Origin of the sequence: Lapidilactobacillus achengensis, assembly GCF_003946655.1 — a bacterium.
GTDB classification, from domain to species: domain Bacteria; phylum Bacillota; class Bacilli; order Lactobacillales; family Lactobacillaceae; genus Lapidilactobacillus; species Lapidilactobacillus achengensis.
The window spans coordinates 20,123-37,081 of the sequence record NZ_RHOV01000005.1; the positions used below are offsets into that span (position 1 = coordinate 20,123).

At 50.2% G+C, this 16,959-nt stretch carries 10 protein-coding genes; 8 read left to right on the forward strand and 2 right to left on the reverse strand.

All coding sequences use genetic code 11. The features are described 5' to 3' along the window. The first annotated feature begins 106 nt into the window (after positions 1-106). From mutL to adhE, 7 genes are all read left to right on the forward strand, one after another. Positions 107-2,344: a DNA mismatch repair endonuclease MutL gene (gene mutL, locus EKM94_RS04150; protein WP_125597925.1), complete on the forward strand. Its 2,238-nt coding sequence runs from the start codon at positions 107-109 to the stop codon at positions 2,342-2,344. Positions 2,345-2,526: 182 nt separating this feature from the next. Then, positions 2,527-3,120 carry a Holliday junction branch migration protein RuvA gene (ruvA, locus tag EKM94_RS04155; protein ID WP_125597928.1) on the forward strand — a complete coding sequence of 198 codons (594 nt, stop codon included), beginning with the start codon at positions 2,527-2,529 and terminating at the stop codon, positions 3,118-3,120. Positions 3,121-3,148: 28 nt separating this feature from the next. Then, on the forward strand, positions 3,149-4,171 hold the full coding sequence (gene ruvB, locus EKM94_RS04160) for a Holliday junction branch migration DNA helicase RuvB (protein ID WP_379861473.1): 1,023 nt from the start codon (positions 3,149-3,151) through the stop codon (positions 4,169-4,171). 22 nt (positions 4,172-4,193) lie between these two features. Further along, positions 4,194-5,225, forward strand: coding sequence for a tRNA preQ1(34) S-adenosylmethionine ribosyltransferase-isomerase QueA (queA, locus tag EKM94_RS04165; protein ID WP_125597934.1), 1,032 nt, complete (start codon positions 4,194-4,196; stop codon positions 5,223-5,225). Between the two features lie 11 nt (positions 5,226-5,236). Further along, complete coding sequence (gene tgt, locus EKM94_RS04170; RefSeq protein ID WP_125597937.1) at positions 5,237-6,379, forward strand: tRNA guanosine(34) transglycosylase Tgt; 1,143 nt, start codon at positions 5,237-5,239, stop codon at positions 6,377-6,379. A gap of 72 nt (positions 6,380-6,451) precedes the next feature. Then, positions 6,452-6,913: a preprotein translocase subunit YajC gene (gene yajC, locus EKM94_RS04175; RefSeq protein WP_225422156.1), complete on the forward strand. Its 462-nt coding sequence runs from the start codon at positions 6,452-6,454 to the stop codon at positions 6,911-6,913. 368 nt (positions 6,914-7,281) lie between these two features. Further along, the gene (gene adhE, locus EKM94_RS04180; protein WP_125597940.1) at positions 7,282-9,903 is read left to right on the forward strand and encodes a bifunctional acetaldehyde-CoA/alcohol dehydrogenase; all 2,622 of its coding nucleotides are present in this window, start codon (positions 7,282-7,284) and stop codon (positions 9,901-9,903) included. A 120-nt stretch (positions 9,904-10,023) separates the two neighbouring features. On the opposite strand, the gene EKM94_RS04185 is transcribed toward adhE, so the two are convergent. Both EKM94_RS04185 and EKM94_RS04190 read right to left on the reverse strand, forming a co-directional pair. Further along, complete coding sequence (locus EKM94_RS04185; protein ID WP_125597943.1) at positions 10,024-11,946, reverse strand: BglG family transcription antiterminator; 1,923 nt, start codon at positions 11,944-11,946, stop codon at positions 10,024-10,026. A 238-nt stretch (positions 11,947-12,184) separates the two neighbouring features. Beyond that, complete coding sequence (locus EKM94_RS04190) at positions 12,185-14,167, reverse strand: fructose-specific PTS transporter subunit EIIC (protein ID WP_125597947.1); 1,983 nt, start codon at positions 14,165-14,167, stop codon at positions 12,185-12,187. Positions 14,168-14,615: 448 nt separating this feature from the next. Between EKM94_RS04190 and EKM94_RS04195 the strand changes: the two genes are divergently transcribed. Further along, positions 14,616-16,922 (forward strand): glycoside hydrolase family 31 protein, encoded by a 2,307-nt coding sequence (locus EKM94_RS04195; RefSeq protein ID WP_125597949.1) that lies wholly within the window; start codon positions 14,616-14,618, stop codon positions 16,920-16,922. Positions 16,923-16,959: the final 37 nt, after the last annotated feature.

Genomic DNA, 16,959 nt, shown 5'->3' on the forward strand with positions numbered 1-16,959 from the left:
TAGCTTTGGCAGTCTGGCCACTTTTTTTCGAGGAAAGTCATTTTAGCAATCGTCATCACTTTAGCAATACGGCAATACGGCAACACGAATGAAGCGAGGGGTGTAAATGGGAAAAATCCATCAATTATCAGCCTTATTAAGTAATCAAATCGCGGCTGGTGAGGTTATCGAGCGGCCAGCGTCGGTCGTTAAAGAATTGGTTGAGAACGCCATTGACGCCGGCGCTACCAAGGTTCAAGTTTTCTTAGCAGAGTCAGGTTTGAAACAGATCCAGGTGATCGATAATGGCTCGGGTTTCGATCCAGAAGACTTGCAGATCGCCTTTTTGCGACACACCACCAGTAAAATCAGTTCTCGCGAAGACCTGTTTAAGATCCATTCGTTGGGCTTTCGCGGTGAGGCCTTGGCCAGTATCGCTTCAGTCGCCCGCGTGACTTTAACGACCAGCAACGGTGCGGTTGCCGCGGGCCGGCGGATGACGATCACCGGTGAAGATGGTCAAATCGAACCGGCGAGCCATCCTCAAGGAACGACGATGACGGTGGCTGATTTGTTTTACAACACGCCGGCGCGCTTGAAGTATTTAAAGTCACTGGCGACGGAATTACGTCATTCCGCGGATATCATGAATCGGATTGCCTTGAGTTACCCCCAGGTCGCCTTCACCTTGGTCAATGACGGCCGTGAGTTGGTGACCACGACAGGCAGTGGTGATCTTCAACAAGTGATCGCCGGACTTTATGGGCTGCCCGTCGCCAAGGAATTACTGCCGATCCAAGGCAAAAATCTCGATTTTACTATCAGTGGGTACATTTCGCGACCGGCTGTGACCCGGTCGAGCAAGAATTATTTGTCTTTTCTGATCAACGGTCGGTATATTCGCAATTACGAATTAAATAAAGCCCTGATCAAAGGCTACGGTTCAAAATTGATGGTCGGTCGTTATCCGGTGGCGGTGATCGCGATCACGATGGATCCGCTCCTAGTCGATGTCAATGTTCATCCGACCAAGCGTGAGGTCCGGCTCAGTAAAGAACCTGAGTTGACTAATTTGGTGACGCAAACCGTTCGCCAAGTTTTAGGGTCGGTCGACTTGATTCCCGATGCTTTGACTAATTTGCGGAGCCATCAGCCTAAAGTTGACCTTGAACAGTTACAAATCGATTTGCAGCGCGCTAGTCAAACCACTGGATTCGAAGACCGCGGGAAGGCATCAAAGACCCAACCAACAGATTTCCCGTCAGTCACGCCAGCAATGCCTTCCACGCCAACGGCATTGCCAACGGGCAGTTCCCGGCAAGCGGATCAAGTTGACCCCACCAAAACGGACAAATCTGAGCCACAGGTTTCTGAGAGCGATCCGGCTTATCAAGCTGATCAGGATCAAGTGCCCTCGACCGAAGCGACCAGCGCGGCCACGACGCCGGCGGATCCCGCACCGACCAGTTTTGGCGCGGCAAAATTAGACACCAGTGAACCGGTCAGCAATATTTTCCAAAATCCAACGGCATTAGCGCGTTGGGATGCTTGGCTCCAAGCAGATGAGCAGCCGCGAGCGTTCGCGGCGACAGGAACGCAACCGAACCAGCGCCATCAGAACTCAACGGCGGCGGCGTTTGTGCCAACAACTGAGGAAAATAGCGGACACACCACCGACACACCACCAGTATCCGCAACGATTGGCGCCAAATCAGCGCAAACAGTGCCCACAGAACCACCGGCTGCTACTCAGCGTCGTTTCCCGGAGTTGCGTTATTTGGGGCAGATCCATGGCACCTATTTAGTGGCGGAAAGCGATGATGGTTTCTATTTGATCGACCAACACGCCGCCCAAGAACGGATCAAGTACGAGCAATTCCGAGTCAGTTTCGGGCAAGTGGCGCAAGACCAACAGAATTTGTTGGTCCCACTGGTGTTGACTTACCCCGCCAGTGATTATGTTCAGATCAAGGCGCATTTAGCGCTGCTGGCGGATGTTGGGCTAGCGCTGGAAGATTTCGGTGAAAATACCTTTATTTTGCATAGCCATCCCGTCTGGTTCCAATCAGGTCAAGAGGAGAAGTTGATTCGGGAAATGATCGACTACTTCTTAGGCGATGGGCAGATCAGCGTCGCCCATTTTCGGGAGAAGGCCGCGATCATGTTGTCTTGCAAGCTGTCGATCAAGGCCAACCATCATTTGGAGCCGATTCAGGCCAAGCAACTGCTTCATGACCTGGCGCAAACGGAGAACCCCTTTAATTGCCCACATGGCCGCCCCGTCCTGGTCCATTTCAACAATCAAGATCTCCAGAAAATGTTCAAACGAATCCAAGATCCACATCAATCCTGGTCCGGTGATTAGCCAAATCCGACTGGACCGGCTGGCAAGTCGCACCCCAGGTTGCGCAGGTGGCGACCAAGCTGCTTTTGCCAGCAGTCTCAGAAATCGACGCCCACATCCTCACCACGACTGGGCTTGTGGTCACGATTTCTTTTGTGCTACAATGCTAAGACTAGCAAGGTCAACAGAAAAGTAGGGATCACATGTATGAGTATTTAACTGGCCAGGTCACCGTGATCAAGCCGGAGTATTTAGTTTTGGAACTGGGCGGCGTGGGCTATCGCTTGTTAGTCGGCAATCCGTTCAAGTATCAGTTGCAGCAGACGGCGACAATTTACGTTCAGCAAGTCATTCGCGAAAGTGAACAAGTTTTGTACGGCTTTGTGGATGAGGCGGAAAAGAGTTTGTTTGAACGGCTGACCAGTGTTTCAGGTATCGGTCCGAAAAGCGCGATGGCGATCTTGGCGGCGGATGATCACAGCGGTTTGTTGAACGCTATTGCCAATGAGGATGTCAAATTCCTGACGAAATTCCCTGGTGTTGGCAAGAAGACCGCGCAACAGATCATTCTGGATCTGAAGGATAAAATCAAGATCACGCCAGAAATGACCACTGATTTGAATCAGGACTTGTTTGCACCCACCAATGATCAAACTTTGCAGGATGGTTTAGCCGCCTTACAAGCGTTGGGCTACTCCGCCCGTGAGTTGCAACGGATCGAACCTAAATTAGCGTTACTTAATGCGAAAACACCGGATGTTTACGTACGCGAAGGACTCCGGCTACTCAGCAAATAAGAAATGAAATGAGTTTTGTAGAAAGGAGTTGGCGCTAGTGGGAGATGAACGCTTGGTCGATAGTCAAGCCGAAGATGCTGTGGAAGCGGCAACCGAATTATCATTACGCCCCCATTTTTTGAACGAATATATTGGTCAGGACAAGATCAAACGCGAGCTGACGGTTTATATCGAAGCGGCCAAAAAACGTCAAGAGGCCCTGGATCATGTCTTACTGTTTGGTCCGCCGGGGTTAGGGAAGACGACATTAGCCTTTGTGATCGCCAATGAGTTGCAAGTCCACCTGCGGACAACTTCCGGGCCGGCCATTGAGAAATCTGGCGACCTGCTGTCCGTGTTAAGTGAACTGCAACCCGGGGATGTTTTGTTCATTGATGAGATCCATCGGCTGCCGCGGGCGGTGGAGGAGACCTTATATTCCGCCATGGAAGACTTTTACGTGGATATCATTGTCGGGCAGGGACCGACGGCGCACCCTGTCCACTTCCCGCTACCACCGTTCACTTTGATCGGCGCAACGACGCGGGCGGGCTTGTTATCAGCACCATTGCGTGATCGTTTCGGGATCTTAGCGCCGCTGGACTTTTATCAAACGGCGGCCTTACAGGAGATCGTGACCCGGTCGGCGGCGGTTTTGCAAACAGCGATCACTACAGATGCTGCCCATGAGATCGCCTTACGGTCACGGGGGACGCCCCGAGTGGCCAACCGTTTGTTGAAACGGGTGCGTGATTTCGCCGAAGTGGCCCACCAAACTTCGATCGACCAAACATTGGCGGATCAAGCGTTGACTCAATTAAGCGTTGACTCGGAAGGATTGGATCAAGTCGATCGCCGTCTGTTGGTGATGATGATCGAATTATATCAAGGTGGTCCAGTCGGACTGAAAACGATCGCCGCCAATATCGGCGAGGATGTTGAGACGGTCGAGACCATGTACGAGCCGTTTTTGTTGCAACAGGGATTCCTGAAACGGACCAGTCGTGGTCGAATGGTTACCACCAAGGCGTTTCAACACTTGCACCGTCCAATCCCGGAAGATTTCAAGTAGAAAAAAAGAGGCAGACAAAAGAATGTTAACAACTGAAGATTTTGATTACGATTTACCAGAAGAATTAATCGCCCAAACGCCGATCGCTAAGCGGGATGAATCCCGTTTGTTAGTTTTGGACCATCGAACTGGCGAAATGCAAGACCAGCATTTCTACCAAATCATTGATCAACTCAATCCTGGCGATGCCGTGGTCATGAATGATAGCAAAGTCATGCCCGCGCGCTTATACGGCATCAAACCGGAAACTGGCGGCCACGAAGAAGTCTTGTTGCTGCGGAATACCGAAGGCGATGACTGGGAAACTTTGATGAAGCCGGCGCGGCGAGCACCGATCGGCACCAAGGTTGTTTTTGGCGACGGTGAATTGACCGCGACGGTCACGGGGGAATTGGAACACGGCGGCCGGATGATCCATTTTGATTATGACGGGATTTTCTTAGAAATCTTGGAAAAGTTGGGCGAAACCCCATTACCGCCTTATATCAAGGAGAAGTTGGATGATCCCGATCGTTATCAAACTGTTTACGCCAAGGCATTAGGCTCCGCGGCGGCGCCGACAGCCGGGTTACACTGGACCAAGGAGCTCTTGCAAAAGGTGCAAGATAAAGGGGTCAAGTTGGTTTATCTCACGCTTCATGTTGGCCTAGGCACCTTCCGACCTGTTTCCGAGGATAATATTGAAGATCATCAAATGCACAGCGAGTTCTATCAATTCAGTCCCGAAGCGGCCGCGACTTTGAATGAGGTCAAGGCTAACGGCGGGCGGATCATCGCGACGGGGACGACGTCGATCCGAACTTTGGAAACGGTAGCGACCAAATTCGATGGTCAGCTCAAGGCCGATAGCGGTTGGACCGACATTTTCATCAAGCCAGGGTACCAATGGAAAGCAGTCGATGCCTTTATCACCAATTTCCATTTGCCAAAATCGACTTTGGTGATGCTGGTGGCGTCATTCACAGGCCGCGAGACAATTCTAAATGCTTATCAACACGCCATTAATGAGCGCTATCGTTTCTTCAGCTTTGGCGACGCGATGTTTATCAAGTAAAGGAGCACTTCATGACTTCACCGATTCAATACCGATTGATCAAAACCGAAAAGCACACTGGCGCCCGACTAGGCGAGCTGATCACGCCGCACGGGACCTTCCCTACGCCCATGTTTATGCCTGTGGGCACGCAGGCCACCGTTAAGTCGATTTCACCTGAGGAATTGGATGAAATGGGCGCGGGGGTGATTCTGTCCAATACCTATCATCTCTGGCTGCGGCCCGGCCCGGAAATCGTCAAAGAAGCAGGCGGTCTCCATAAGTTTATGAACTGGGACAAGGGGATTTTGACGGATTCCGGCGGTTTTCAAGTCTTTTCGTTGGCCAAGATTCGTGATATCACCGAGGAGGGCGTTCATTTCCGCAGTCACTTAAGCGGAGAGAAATTGTTCTTATCACCGGAAAAGGCCATTGGCATCGAAAACGACTTGGGTCCGGATATCATGATGAGCCTTGACGAATGCCCGCCATATTATGAGAGTTATGACTATGTTAAAAAGTCGATCGAACGGACTAGCCGGTGGGCGGAGCGTGGGTTGAAAGCCCATCGCAATCCGGATACACAAGGCTTATTTGGCATCGTTCAAGGGGCTGGTTTCAAGGATCTGCGGAAGCAAAGCGCCGCTGATCTGACCTCGATGGACTTCGCGGGTTATTCGATCGGGGGCTTGTCTGTTGGGGAAAGCAAACCTGAAATGAATGAGATGTTGGAATTCACCACACCATTATTGCCGACCAATAAGCCGCGCTATTTGATGGGCGTGGGTTCTCCTGATTCCTTGATCGATGGGGTGATTCGTGGTGTCGATATGTTTGACTGTGTCTTGCCCACCCGGATCGCCCGCAATGGCACATGCATGACCTCCGCAGGGCGTGTTGTGATCAAGAACGCGATTTACGCCCATGATTTCCGGCCATTGGATGAGGAATGCCAATGTTATACTTGTCGCAATTACAGTCGCGCTTATTTGCGCCACCTGTTCAAGGCCGATGAAACATTTGGTTTGCGCTTGACCTCATATCATAATCTTTATTTCTTGTTACACCTGATGCAACAGGTCCGGGAAGCAATAATGGACGACACACTTTTGGATTTCCGTGAAGAAGTTTTCGAGAAATATGGCTTTAATCAGAAAAATGCCCGTAATTTTTAAGTTGAAAGCGCTGGAACTTCTGGCTCAGCTTTGGTACAGTATATAGTAGTTTATTAATAACGAGGTGGAGAATTGAATAATTTACAAATTTTTGCGGCTAGTTCCGCAGGTGCTGGTGGATCAGGCTATTTCATCATTATGATCGTTCTGATGTTCGTCGTGATGTACTTTACGATGATCCGACCAGGTAAGAAACAACAGAATCAACGTCAAGAAATGCTGAAAGGCATGAAAAAAGGCGATGATGTGGTGACGATCGGTGGCATGCACGCCAAGATCGATTCGATCGATGACGCGGCTGGCACAGTGGTTTTGGATGCGGATGGCATCTTCCTGACCTTCAACCGTTCGGCTATTCGGACAGTAACGGCGGCTAAGGCTGAAGTTACGCCTGATGAAACGGCAGATGCGACCACCGCGTCAACTGAAACGACAGTTGATAAAGAAGCGGCCGTCGATGACGCCACTAAATCAGCTGAAGATGGGTCCGATAAGCACGATGACTCAAATCCTGACGATTCCGATCAGAAGTAAGTCGATCAATAGCGTGACCAAGAATTTTTTCTTGGTCAACGCTATTTTTTTAGTGAAAACAAAGCAAAATAGGTGTATCATCATTTTATTGATCCGCTTACAAGATCATGAATTGGCGCCAAAACAGTCTTAAATATCTGTTTGGTGACAAACTTGAACCGCTTTATTTTGCTGTTGGTCAAACAAATTCTTTTTGCGCAATCATCGCTGAATGCCTTGGTATCACTGGAGCGACAACTCGCAACCAAACTTTTTTGAAAATCGGTGAATCGTTTCACAGAAATCTATTTACTTTTGGCCCAGAATAGTGTAATATAATTTTTGTGAAATGGATAACGAAAATGTGAAAAACATTAGGAGGATATCAAATGCCTACAAAAGTTGCACCTAAACCAGAAACTGAAGTTAATGAAGTTCAAGTCATGGTCGATGGCTTAGTTAAAGAAGCCAACGAAGCCCTCAAAGTCTTAAAGACTTTCGACCAAGAGAAGATCGACCATATCGTTCACCAAATGGCAATCGGTGGGTTGAATGACCATATGAAATTGGCTAAATTAGCCGTTGAAGAAACTGGCCGAGGCGTTTACGAAGATAAAGCGGTCAAGAATATGTTCGCGACTGAAGAAATCTGGAACTCGATCAAACATGACAAAACAGTCGGCATCATCGAACGCGATGAAGAACACCGTTTGGTTAAGATTGCTGAACCTCTGGGTGTTTTAGCTGGGGTTACCCCAGTTACCAACCCAACCTCAACAACAATGTTCAAAGCCTTGATCGCGATCAAGACCCGTAATCCAATCATCTTCGCCTTCCACCCTGGCGCTCAAAAGAGTTCGGCCGCTGCCTTGGAAAGCTTGAAAGCTGCTGCAGTCGAAGCAGGCTTGCCTGCTGGCGCCTTGGGCTATATCCCAACACCAAGCATTGAAGCGACTCAAACATTGATGAATCACCCGGGCGTTGCTTCTGTTTTAGCAACTGGTGGTCCTGGCATGGTCAAGGCAGCTTATTCAACTGGTAAGCCAGCCTTAGGCGTTGGTTCTGGTAACGTGCCCGTTTACCTAGAAAAAACCGCGAATATCAAACAAGCAGTCAACGATTTGATCTTGTCGAAATCATTCGATAATGGGATGATCTGTGCTTCAGAACAAGCGGTGATCGTTGATGAAGAAATCTACGACCAAGTTGTTGCTGAATTCAAGGCTCAACATGCCTTCGTTCCAAGCAAAGCGGAAGTCAAGAAGATCTCCGATGTTGTCATCAGCAAAGAGAAACATGCGGTCAACCCAACGATCGTTGGTCATTCCGCAGTTGAAATCGCTGGCAAGGCTGGCATCAAGGTTCCTGATGATACCGTTGTGATCATCGCTGCGATCGATGGTGTTGGCGATGAATACCCATTATCACGTGAGAAGTTATCACCAGTTTTGGCTTTGTTGAAAGCTCATTCAACTGAAGAAGCCTTCAAGCTGGCTCACGAAATGTTGCACTTAGGCGGGATGGGTCACTCAGCTGGGATCCACACTCGTAACGAAGATTTAGCAGTTGAATACGGCGTTGAGATGGAAGCTTCCCGGATCTTGGTCAACCAACCAACTTCTGTTGCCGGGATCGGTGACTTGTATAACAACTTGATTCCATCCTTGACCTTAGGCTGTGGTTCATGGGGTCACAACTCGATCTCACATAACGTTGGGACATTCGACTTACTGAACATCAAAACAGTGGCAATGCGCCGGAACAACCTACAATGGGTAAAGTTGCCTCCCAAAATCTATTTTGAAAAAAACTCCATCACCTACCTTGAAAAAATGGAAGGCTTGAAACGCGTTTTCATCGTAGGGGACCCTTCAATGGATAAATTTGGTTATGTGGACATGGTTGAACGGACTTTGCACCGTCGCCAAGATCCTGTCACAACACAACGGTTCGTTGACGTTGAACCAGATCCTTCAACCAATACTGTTTTCAAGGGCGCTGAAATGATGCGTTCCTTCAAACCAGACGCGATCGTCGCTGTTGGTGGTGGCTCTGTTATGGATGCCGCTAAGGGCATGTGGTTATTCTACACCGCGCCAGACGCATCATTCTGGGGCGCTAAACAGAAATTCATGGATATCCGGAAACGGACTTACAAGTTCCCTAACTTGGATAAGGTCAAGCTGGTTTGTGTGCCAACAACCTCTGGGACTGGTTCTGAAGTAACACCGTTCGCCGTCATTACCGATAGCGAAACCAACATCAAGTATCCTTTGGCTGACTATGCCTTGACACCAGATGTGGCGATCGTTGATAGTAAATTCATCGAATCAGTACCAAAGACGGTTGTCGCTGACTCTGGCTTGGATGTCCTTTGCCACTCATTGGAAAGTTTCGTTTCAACCATGGCTTCTCACTATACTCGTGGTTTAAGCTTGCAAGCCGCTAAGTTAGTTTTCGAAAACTTGAAAGCTAGTTATGATGGCGACCAAGAAGCCCGTGAAGCGATGCATGATGCTTCAACGATGGCAGGGATGGCCTTTGCCAACGCGCTGTTAGGGATCAACCACTCGATCGCCCACAAACTTGGCGGGGAATTCCATCTCCCTCACGGCCGGGTAATCACGATCACAATGCCTCACGTCATTCGTTACAACTCCTTAGTACCAACAAAACGTGCCGTTTGGGCGAAGTACAACTACTTCCGCGCTGACGAAGATTACGCTGAAGTTGCTCGTTATGTCGGCTTGAAGGGCAATACAACCGCTGAATTAGTTGATGCTTTGATCCAAGCAATCATTGAATTAGCTGAAAGTGTTGGCGTTAAGATGTCCTTGAAGGAACAAGGCGTCACGAAGGAACATATCGAAAGCGCAGCAGATCGTTTGGCTGAATTGGCTTACGAAGATAACTGTACGATCACGAACCCTAAAGAACCATTGATCGCTGATATGGCACAAATCATCCGCGATGAATATGAGGGTCCTAAATCAAGTTTCGATCCTAAATAAGTTCGACTAGCGTCAAGCTTAAGTCATTAGCATGACGAAAAGACCACCTCATCCGAGGTGGTCTTTTCTAGTGGGCTGAGCTGTCCAAGTCGCGCTGGCCATTCAGGTCATTAGTGCTGATCATTCATATTGGGACAATTGTTTGATCAGCGCCAACGGTGAACGACTGGCCCAAACACTGGTCAAGCGCTGCGGTTGAGCTTCCAAGTAATGGATCACCGCGAATAATTTACGGAACTCGGGGTCCTTGAGGTCTTGCTGTTTGATCGCCAATAAGATCACCAACTGAATTGCCTCACCCTGCCACTGAACGGGTCGCGCTAAGGTAGCGATGGACAACGTGGAAATCTTGACCTCGTGGGGGTCGCCATGGGGCAGGGTGATCAGGGGCGCGACATTGGTGCCGCCTCGTTGATCCCGTAACAAAACCGAGTGGGCATAGGCGCTGGTGGCGTAGTTGTTGTCCACAAGGTTTTGCGCCAGCTTCTTGAGAATTTCCTCGGGCTCAGAGAGCTCAAGTTGAGGAAAAACCAAACTTGGCGCGGTGAAATGGGCCAGATCGAAAGTTTGCAGATGTTTTTGCGGGACGTGTTCCAGCAAGTATTTCGTCAAGATGCTGAGGTCCTGATCAGTGATCATGGGTGAAATTTGCACAACTGGTTTGCCTGGATCGGCTAAGGGCACAGTACTAATGATCAGATCGATCTGGTCCAGGTGAGGCCACTGTATGTGCGGCTGATTTTCTAAGATATCCTTGATTTGTAATTCTGGTAGTTCTCGTTGTAAACGGGCCTCAATGAAGATGGCCATGGCCTTCGAGTATCCCGTGACCAGCAGCGCCTGATAGCGATTGCTTTTCTGGTGATCTTGGCGTTCCACCGCCGCTTGAAAGTGAATCGTTAAGTAGGCCACTTCCTCAGCGGGCACGAACAAGTTAGCTGTCTGGAAGAAGTTCTCCAAACTTAATTGGATAACCAGAAAGAGTTGGGGGTAGGTGTTGAAAATTGTGGGTGTCAAGGGATTGGCGATGGGTAAGCCATAGTTGAGTCGGAAATAACTGGAAGAGAGGTGATTGACCAAATTTTGGCGCAGGCTAGGGTCATCGCTCAAGTCCAAGGCCAAAAGTTGTTGGACCTGGGCAATCAAATAGTTGGCCAAGGCCCGGGCCTCCGGTTCAAACCGGCCCGTCGCCTGCGAATTGGCGAAGAAATTGGCTAGTCGTAGGGCCAAATAATTGATTTCATCAGGAGAGAAGGCCAGGGGATAGATGTCCGCCAATTGGGCCAGGATTTGGCCGCTGAGGGCTTGCGCCGGTGAATCAGCCACCGCCGCATTTTCTTCGGCGCTAAGTTGCACGGTCTGGCCTTGTTTCATTCGCTCCAACATGAAATAGACATGGATATCCACATTGGCGACTTCAGGTGGGAGCGGCAATTGATTGGCGTTAAAAGTCTCCCGAATCACATTTTGGACCACTTGGAACTGTTCTGGGGCGAAGAAGTGTTGCAAGGTTGGGGCCTGCGGATCATTGGCTTGGATCTGACGCAAAGTTTGCACCAGTAGTTGCCGTTTCTGCTGTTCGTTACCGGCGATATAGGTGCCCAGTCGCGGTTTGGAAATGATCTCCAGACCGTTTTTTTGCGCGAAAGGTTGTAATTGGGTCAATTCGTGGCGGACAGTTCGGCGGTTGGCGAAGACTTTCTCCGCCAATTCCTCGATACTGATGGGACTTTGGGCGCGCAACAATTGAAAAATCAACAATTGCTGCAAGCGGGCGTGATCTTGATTGTTGGTCTCGGCGCCATTCAGGCTAGCTTGGAGTTGCTGTTTGGCGCGGGGTGTCCCGACCAAACGAATGCCGGTACCTTGTTTGCGCTCAAGGGTCAGGCCGGTTTGCAGCTCGGTCAGGTACGCCGAGATGACGTGGAGGTCGTTACGCAGGGTCCGTTCCGAACTTTGTAACTGACCAGCCAATTGTTTGGTGGTCAGAAAGTCAGGATGGTTGGCCAGAGTGGTAAGCGCAATTCTTTGACGTTGGTTCAAGGGGATGACTCCTTTCCAGGGCTGAGGTCCGTCGGTCTGCTGAGTGGGAAAACTTGCTGGGACGCGAGCCGTAAAGTGATTAATCGTCGACTAAAAAGACTGACACCACTCTATTATGAGCGTTGTCAGTCTTTTTTGCATGGTTTTAGCTGTTTATTTGCAAGGTGTCTTTGAACGCCTTGATTGTTACTTCGGCAAGACCGTCGCTTGACCTAATCTTTGACAACCGTCGCTGGCCTTACATTTCGCGTAGCAGATCTTGGATGGTCGCTTTATCTGGCGCGGCCATTAACGCGGCGCGGAAGTCGTCATCCATTAATTTGCGCGAAAGTTTCTGAAGGATTTTCAGATGTAGATCACCTTGACTGGCTTCGGGAACCGCGATCAGGAAGATCAAATGGGCGGGCTGACCATCCAGTGATTGCCAATCGACGCCTTGCTCGCTGCGGGCGAAGGCCAAGGCGGCTTTTTTAACCGCGGCGGACTTACCGTGAGGAATGGCGATGCCCATGCCGATTCCGGTGGTGCTTTCCGCTTCGCGATCGTAAATGGCTTGTTTGAAGGTGGCGAAATCAGTGACATGACCGCTTGCCGTCAAGCTTTGAGCCATTCGTTGGATCACCTCATCTTTGGAAGACAAATCACCGTCCAACAAAATATTATCCTGAGTCATTAAGTCATTGATGGAGAAATCTGGCTCAGGTGCTGCTTCTGGTGCTGTTGGTGCGGTGGTTGGGGCAACCGTTGCGGGATCAACAGCTTTGGTTGCGGTCGCCGGTTCAGGTGCCGCGCTAGCCGTTGCTAGTTCAGGTCCAGCGTTTAGATTGGGCTTAAGGATCTGCAACATCAAAATCGAAATCGCGACACCAATGATCACGGCAACGAAGAACATCCCAACATGGTCGACCGCGCCTAGGACGGCGACGATCGGGCCACCATGGGCCACGTGATCGGTTACACCAGCCAGCATCGCGACCACGCTACCGGACATGGAGCCAACCATGATGCTTGGAATCACTCTTAAGGGATCAGTGGAGGCGAAGGGAATCGCGCCTTCGGTGATTCCGAAAAGGCCCATTGCTAGGGAAGCTTTCCCAGCTTCACGTTCGGCGGCGGAGAATTTATTTTTCAGGATCAGGGAAGCCAAACCTAAACTTAATGGCGGGATACAGATGGCGACGGCAATTGGGCCCATGATCGCGAAGTTACCTTCAGCGATCATTCCGGAACCGAAGAGGAAGGCCACTTTGTTGAAAGGACCGCCCATATCGAAGGAAATCATCGCGCCTAAGATCAAGGCCAGAATGACTTCACTGCCACCTTGCATGCCAGCCAAGAAATGACTGAGGGATGTGAACAGCCAGGCGACTGGCGAGCCGATCACATAAATAAAGAACAGACCGACGATCAAGGAGCCAAGGATGGGAATGACAATGATCGGCATGATCGATTGTAAAGCCTTAGGCACCGGGATCTTCTTGATTCCCAGGGCGACAAAACCGGCGAGAAAGCCGGTGATGATTCCACCTAAGAACCCTGCGTTAGCATGGCTGCCATACAGGGAACCGTTGGCGGCCAGCATCCCGCCGACAAAACCGGGCACTAGGCCAGGGCGATCGGCGATATTTTGCGCGATGAACGCCGAAAGGATTGGGATCATCAAGTTCATGGCGATGCCGCCGATGGTGTTGATCGTCGCCCAAATCGTGCCTTCAGGGATCTTGATGCCCGACGCCGTTGGGGTGCCACCCAGCGTCAGCGAGATGGCGATCAGTAACCCACCTGTGACCACAAAGGGTACCATATAGGAAACGCCACTCATCAGGCTCTTGTACATCTTTTTGCCCCAGCCTTCATGTTCTTCAGGGGCGGTTGTCGCAGTTGCGCTGGTGGCTGCGCTGCCTTGATAAGGACTCGCTTGACCGTCTAAGACGTCTTGGACCAGCTCGTTAGCTTTGCGGATGCCATCTTGAACACCGACCTCGATCAAGGGCTTACCGGCAAAACGGGCCTTATCGATATTCGTGTCAGCGGCAATGATGACTCCAATGGCCTCGTTGATGTCCGCGGCGCTTAATTGGTTTTCGACCCCAATGGAGCCGTGGGTCTCGACTTTCACCTCAACGCCTAAAGCTTGCCCAGCTTTCGCTAAACTTTCGGCGGCCATGTAGGTATGCGCGATGCCCACAGGACAAGATGTAATGGCAACAATTTTTTTCACCATAGTTCCTCCTCATATCCTCAAACTGATAGCCTTAAAGTTGGTCAAAGCCGTTGCTTGGCCCACTCATTAACTTACTGACCTCATCATAACGAATCTGTTCGGCGAGATTAAGGTCAGAATTTTGCCGTAGTAGCCGCAACTTCTGCTTTTATTCGGAAAGCTGCTCAGGAGGGACTGCTGCGCCACTGAAAATCCGTGGTGATCAGTTGATTTTGTTACCGGTAACAGGATCGGTTGGCGTCGGCAAAACAGTGCTTCTAGGTGCTTGGCGCTACCTCCGGATGATTGCCTAAAAAAAGCCGCGGGAATTTGTGCAGTTTTTGTGGCGGGGATGATTGACTTAAAAATTTCATCATGGTAGGGTCATGGAGGTAAACGTTGCCATCAGGACAAACAGTTGGTCGGCGGCGTTGTTTATCGTTAAATCAATGAAGGAGTTTATTCAATGAGTAATCGCTTACTTGACCATCAAGTTGACGGTCAAAAAATTCAATTCCAATTCCAAACTGGATCGCTCCAGTTGACGATCATGACCCCGGAAATCATCCGCGTATTGGCAGATGCGACCAGTGGCGATCATTCCTATGCTATTGAAGGAGATAAGACTCAAAAAACGAGTTTCACGGTGACCGCGTCAGCCGATGACGTGACCCTAACCACAAGTGGGTTAACGATCGTGGTCGGGGCCAATCAGCGCCTAGATGTTTTCAACGCGACAGGGGCGCCCCTAGTTCAGGATTATTTGGGCCAGCGGCGGCCATTAGCGCGGGGGATGGACGCCCAACAAGCGGCCTTGGCCAGCGCTGAAGGGCATGAGTTGACAGGTCAAGGCGCACCTGGTCATGGCTATCACGAGGTTTTGAAGCAATTGGCCCCTGACGAGCAATTCTTCGGGCTCGGTGACAAGACTGGGTTCATCAACAAACGTGGTTACGAGTTTGATAATTGGAACACCGATGATCCCGCGCCGCAAATGGAGAACTTCACTCGATTATATAAAAGCGTCCCCTTCCTTTTGGGACTGAAAAACGGCGTGCCTTATGGGCTATTCTTCGATAATACCAACCGCAGTCACTTCGATTTGGGGAAAGAAAGTGAGTCCTATTACTTCTACTCCGTGGAAGCTGGTGTCTTGGATTACTATGTAATCGGCGGCGCTAGTTTGGCGGCTGTGATCCAGAATTACACTTATCTGACCGGCCGGACGCCTTTGCCACAGAAGTGGACTTTGGGCTACCAACAATCACGCTGGGGCTATCAGGACGCGGCGGAGATCGCCTTGATCGCGCAGAAAATGCGGGACTATCATTTGCCGATGGATGTCATTCATTTGGACATTGACTATATGGACGGGTATCGCGTCTTCACTTGGGATCCGCACAAGTATCCCAACATGAAACAATTCTTAGCGGATCTAAAGGCCCAGGGCGTCAAAATCGTCACGATCATTGACCCAGGCGTTAAGGAAGATCCCGGCTATCCGATTTTTGACGCGGGGGTGCGCAATAATTTCTTCGTGAAAACACCGGAAGGCTTTGATTATGTCAATCGGGTCTGGCCAGGCGAGTCGGTCTATCCAGACTTTGGCCGTCAACGAGTGCGAGACTGGTGGGCTGACAATCATCAGCAGCTGACTACTGCTGGCGTTGCCGGGATTTGGAATGACATGAACGAGCCAGCCTCCTTCAACGGCCAAATTCCGGACGAGATTATCTTCTCAGACGAAGAGCAGGCAGCAACGCATGGCAAGATGCATAATGTTTACGGCCACAATATGTCCCACGCCACCTACAACGGCTTGTTGGCTCAGCAAAATCGGCGACCTTTTGTGATCACGCGGGCCGCTTATGCCGGGACCCAGAAATATGCGACGGTCTGGACTGGGGATAATCACTCGTTGTGGGCGCATTTGCAAATGATGATCCCGCAGTTAAGTAATTTAGGCTTAAGTGGCTTTGCTTTCGCCGGGACTGATATTGGGGGCTTTGGTTCGGATACCACCCCAGAACTCTTGATTCGTTGGCTGGAAGCGGCGATCTTTAGCCCATTATTGCGGAATCATAGCGCTATTGGGACGCGGTTCCAAGAGCCATGGGCGTTTGGCGAGCCGACTTTGTCGATCTATCGGCAATATTTGCAACTCCGTTATCATTTGATTCCGTATCTGTATGACCTCTTTGCTGCTGGGGAAACTACTGGCCTACCGGTGATGCGCGCGATGGTTTTGGCGGATGAGCAAGATCCGCGTTTACGCGAAATCAGTGATCAATATCTGGTTGGGACTGCGCTTTTGGTTGCGCCGATCGTACAAAAAGGGCAAACAAAACGGTTGGTTTACTTGCCAGCTGGGCAATGGATCGACTTCTGGACCGGAACCCGCTATCAAGGGCAGCAAGATATCGTGGTGACGGCCGACTTGGCGCAATTACCAATGTTTGTTCGTCAAGACAGCCTGTTGCCATGGGCGGATGAGCGTGAATTTGTTGCCGAGGCGCCGGAGCAGCATCTGACCTTCCGCCTCTTCGGTGAGACCGGTCAGTATGATCATTATCAAGATAATGGGTTGGATCTGGCTTATCGTCAAGGCGAATACAATCGTTATCAAATCCTGGTCAAGGCGGATCAAGCACAAGTTATTTTGCAATATCATGGCTTCGCGCCGGTTTATCAAACGATTGATGTTGAAACCACCGCGGGTCAACAACGTTTTGTATATCAGGCAGCCACGGAATCCTATCAAGTTCTCAACTAAGCACCTTGGTCTTAGCGCAAGTCATTAAAGTCGCCGT

What these genes read in the sequence shown, in the direction of transcription:
- mutL (WP_125597925.1), top strand. Translation starts at nt 107, where the DNA reads ATGGGAAAAATCCATCAATTATCAGCCTTATTAAGTAATCAAATCGCG.
- ruvA (WP_125597928.1), top strand. Translation starts at nt 2,527, where the DNA reads ATGTATGAGTATTTAACTGGCCAGGTCACCGTGATCAAGCCGGAGTAT.
- queA (WP_125597934.1), top strand. Translation starts at nt 4,194, where the DNA reads ATGTTAACAACTGAAGATTTTGATTACGATTTACCAGAAGAATTAATC.
- tgt (WP_125597937.1), top strand. Translation starts at nt 5,237, where the DNA reads ATGACTTCACCGATTCAATACCGATTGATCAAAACCGAAAAGCACACT.
- adhE (WP_125597940.1), top strand. Translation starts at nt 7,282, where the DNA reads ATGCCTACAAAAGTTGCACCTAAACCAGAAACTGAAGTTAATGAAGTT.
- EKM94_RS04195 (WP_125597949.1), top strand. Translation starts at nt 14,616, where the DNA reads ATGAGTAATCGCTTACTTGACCATCAAGTTGACGGTCAAAAAATTCAA.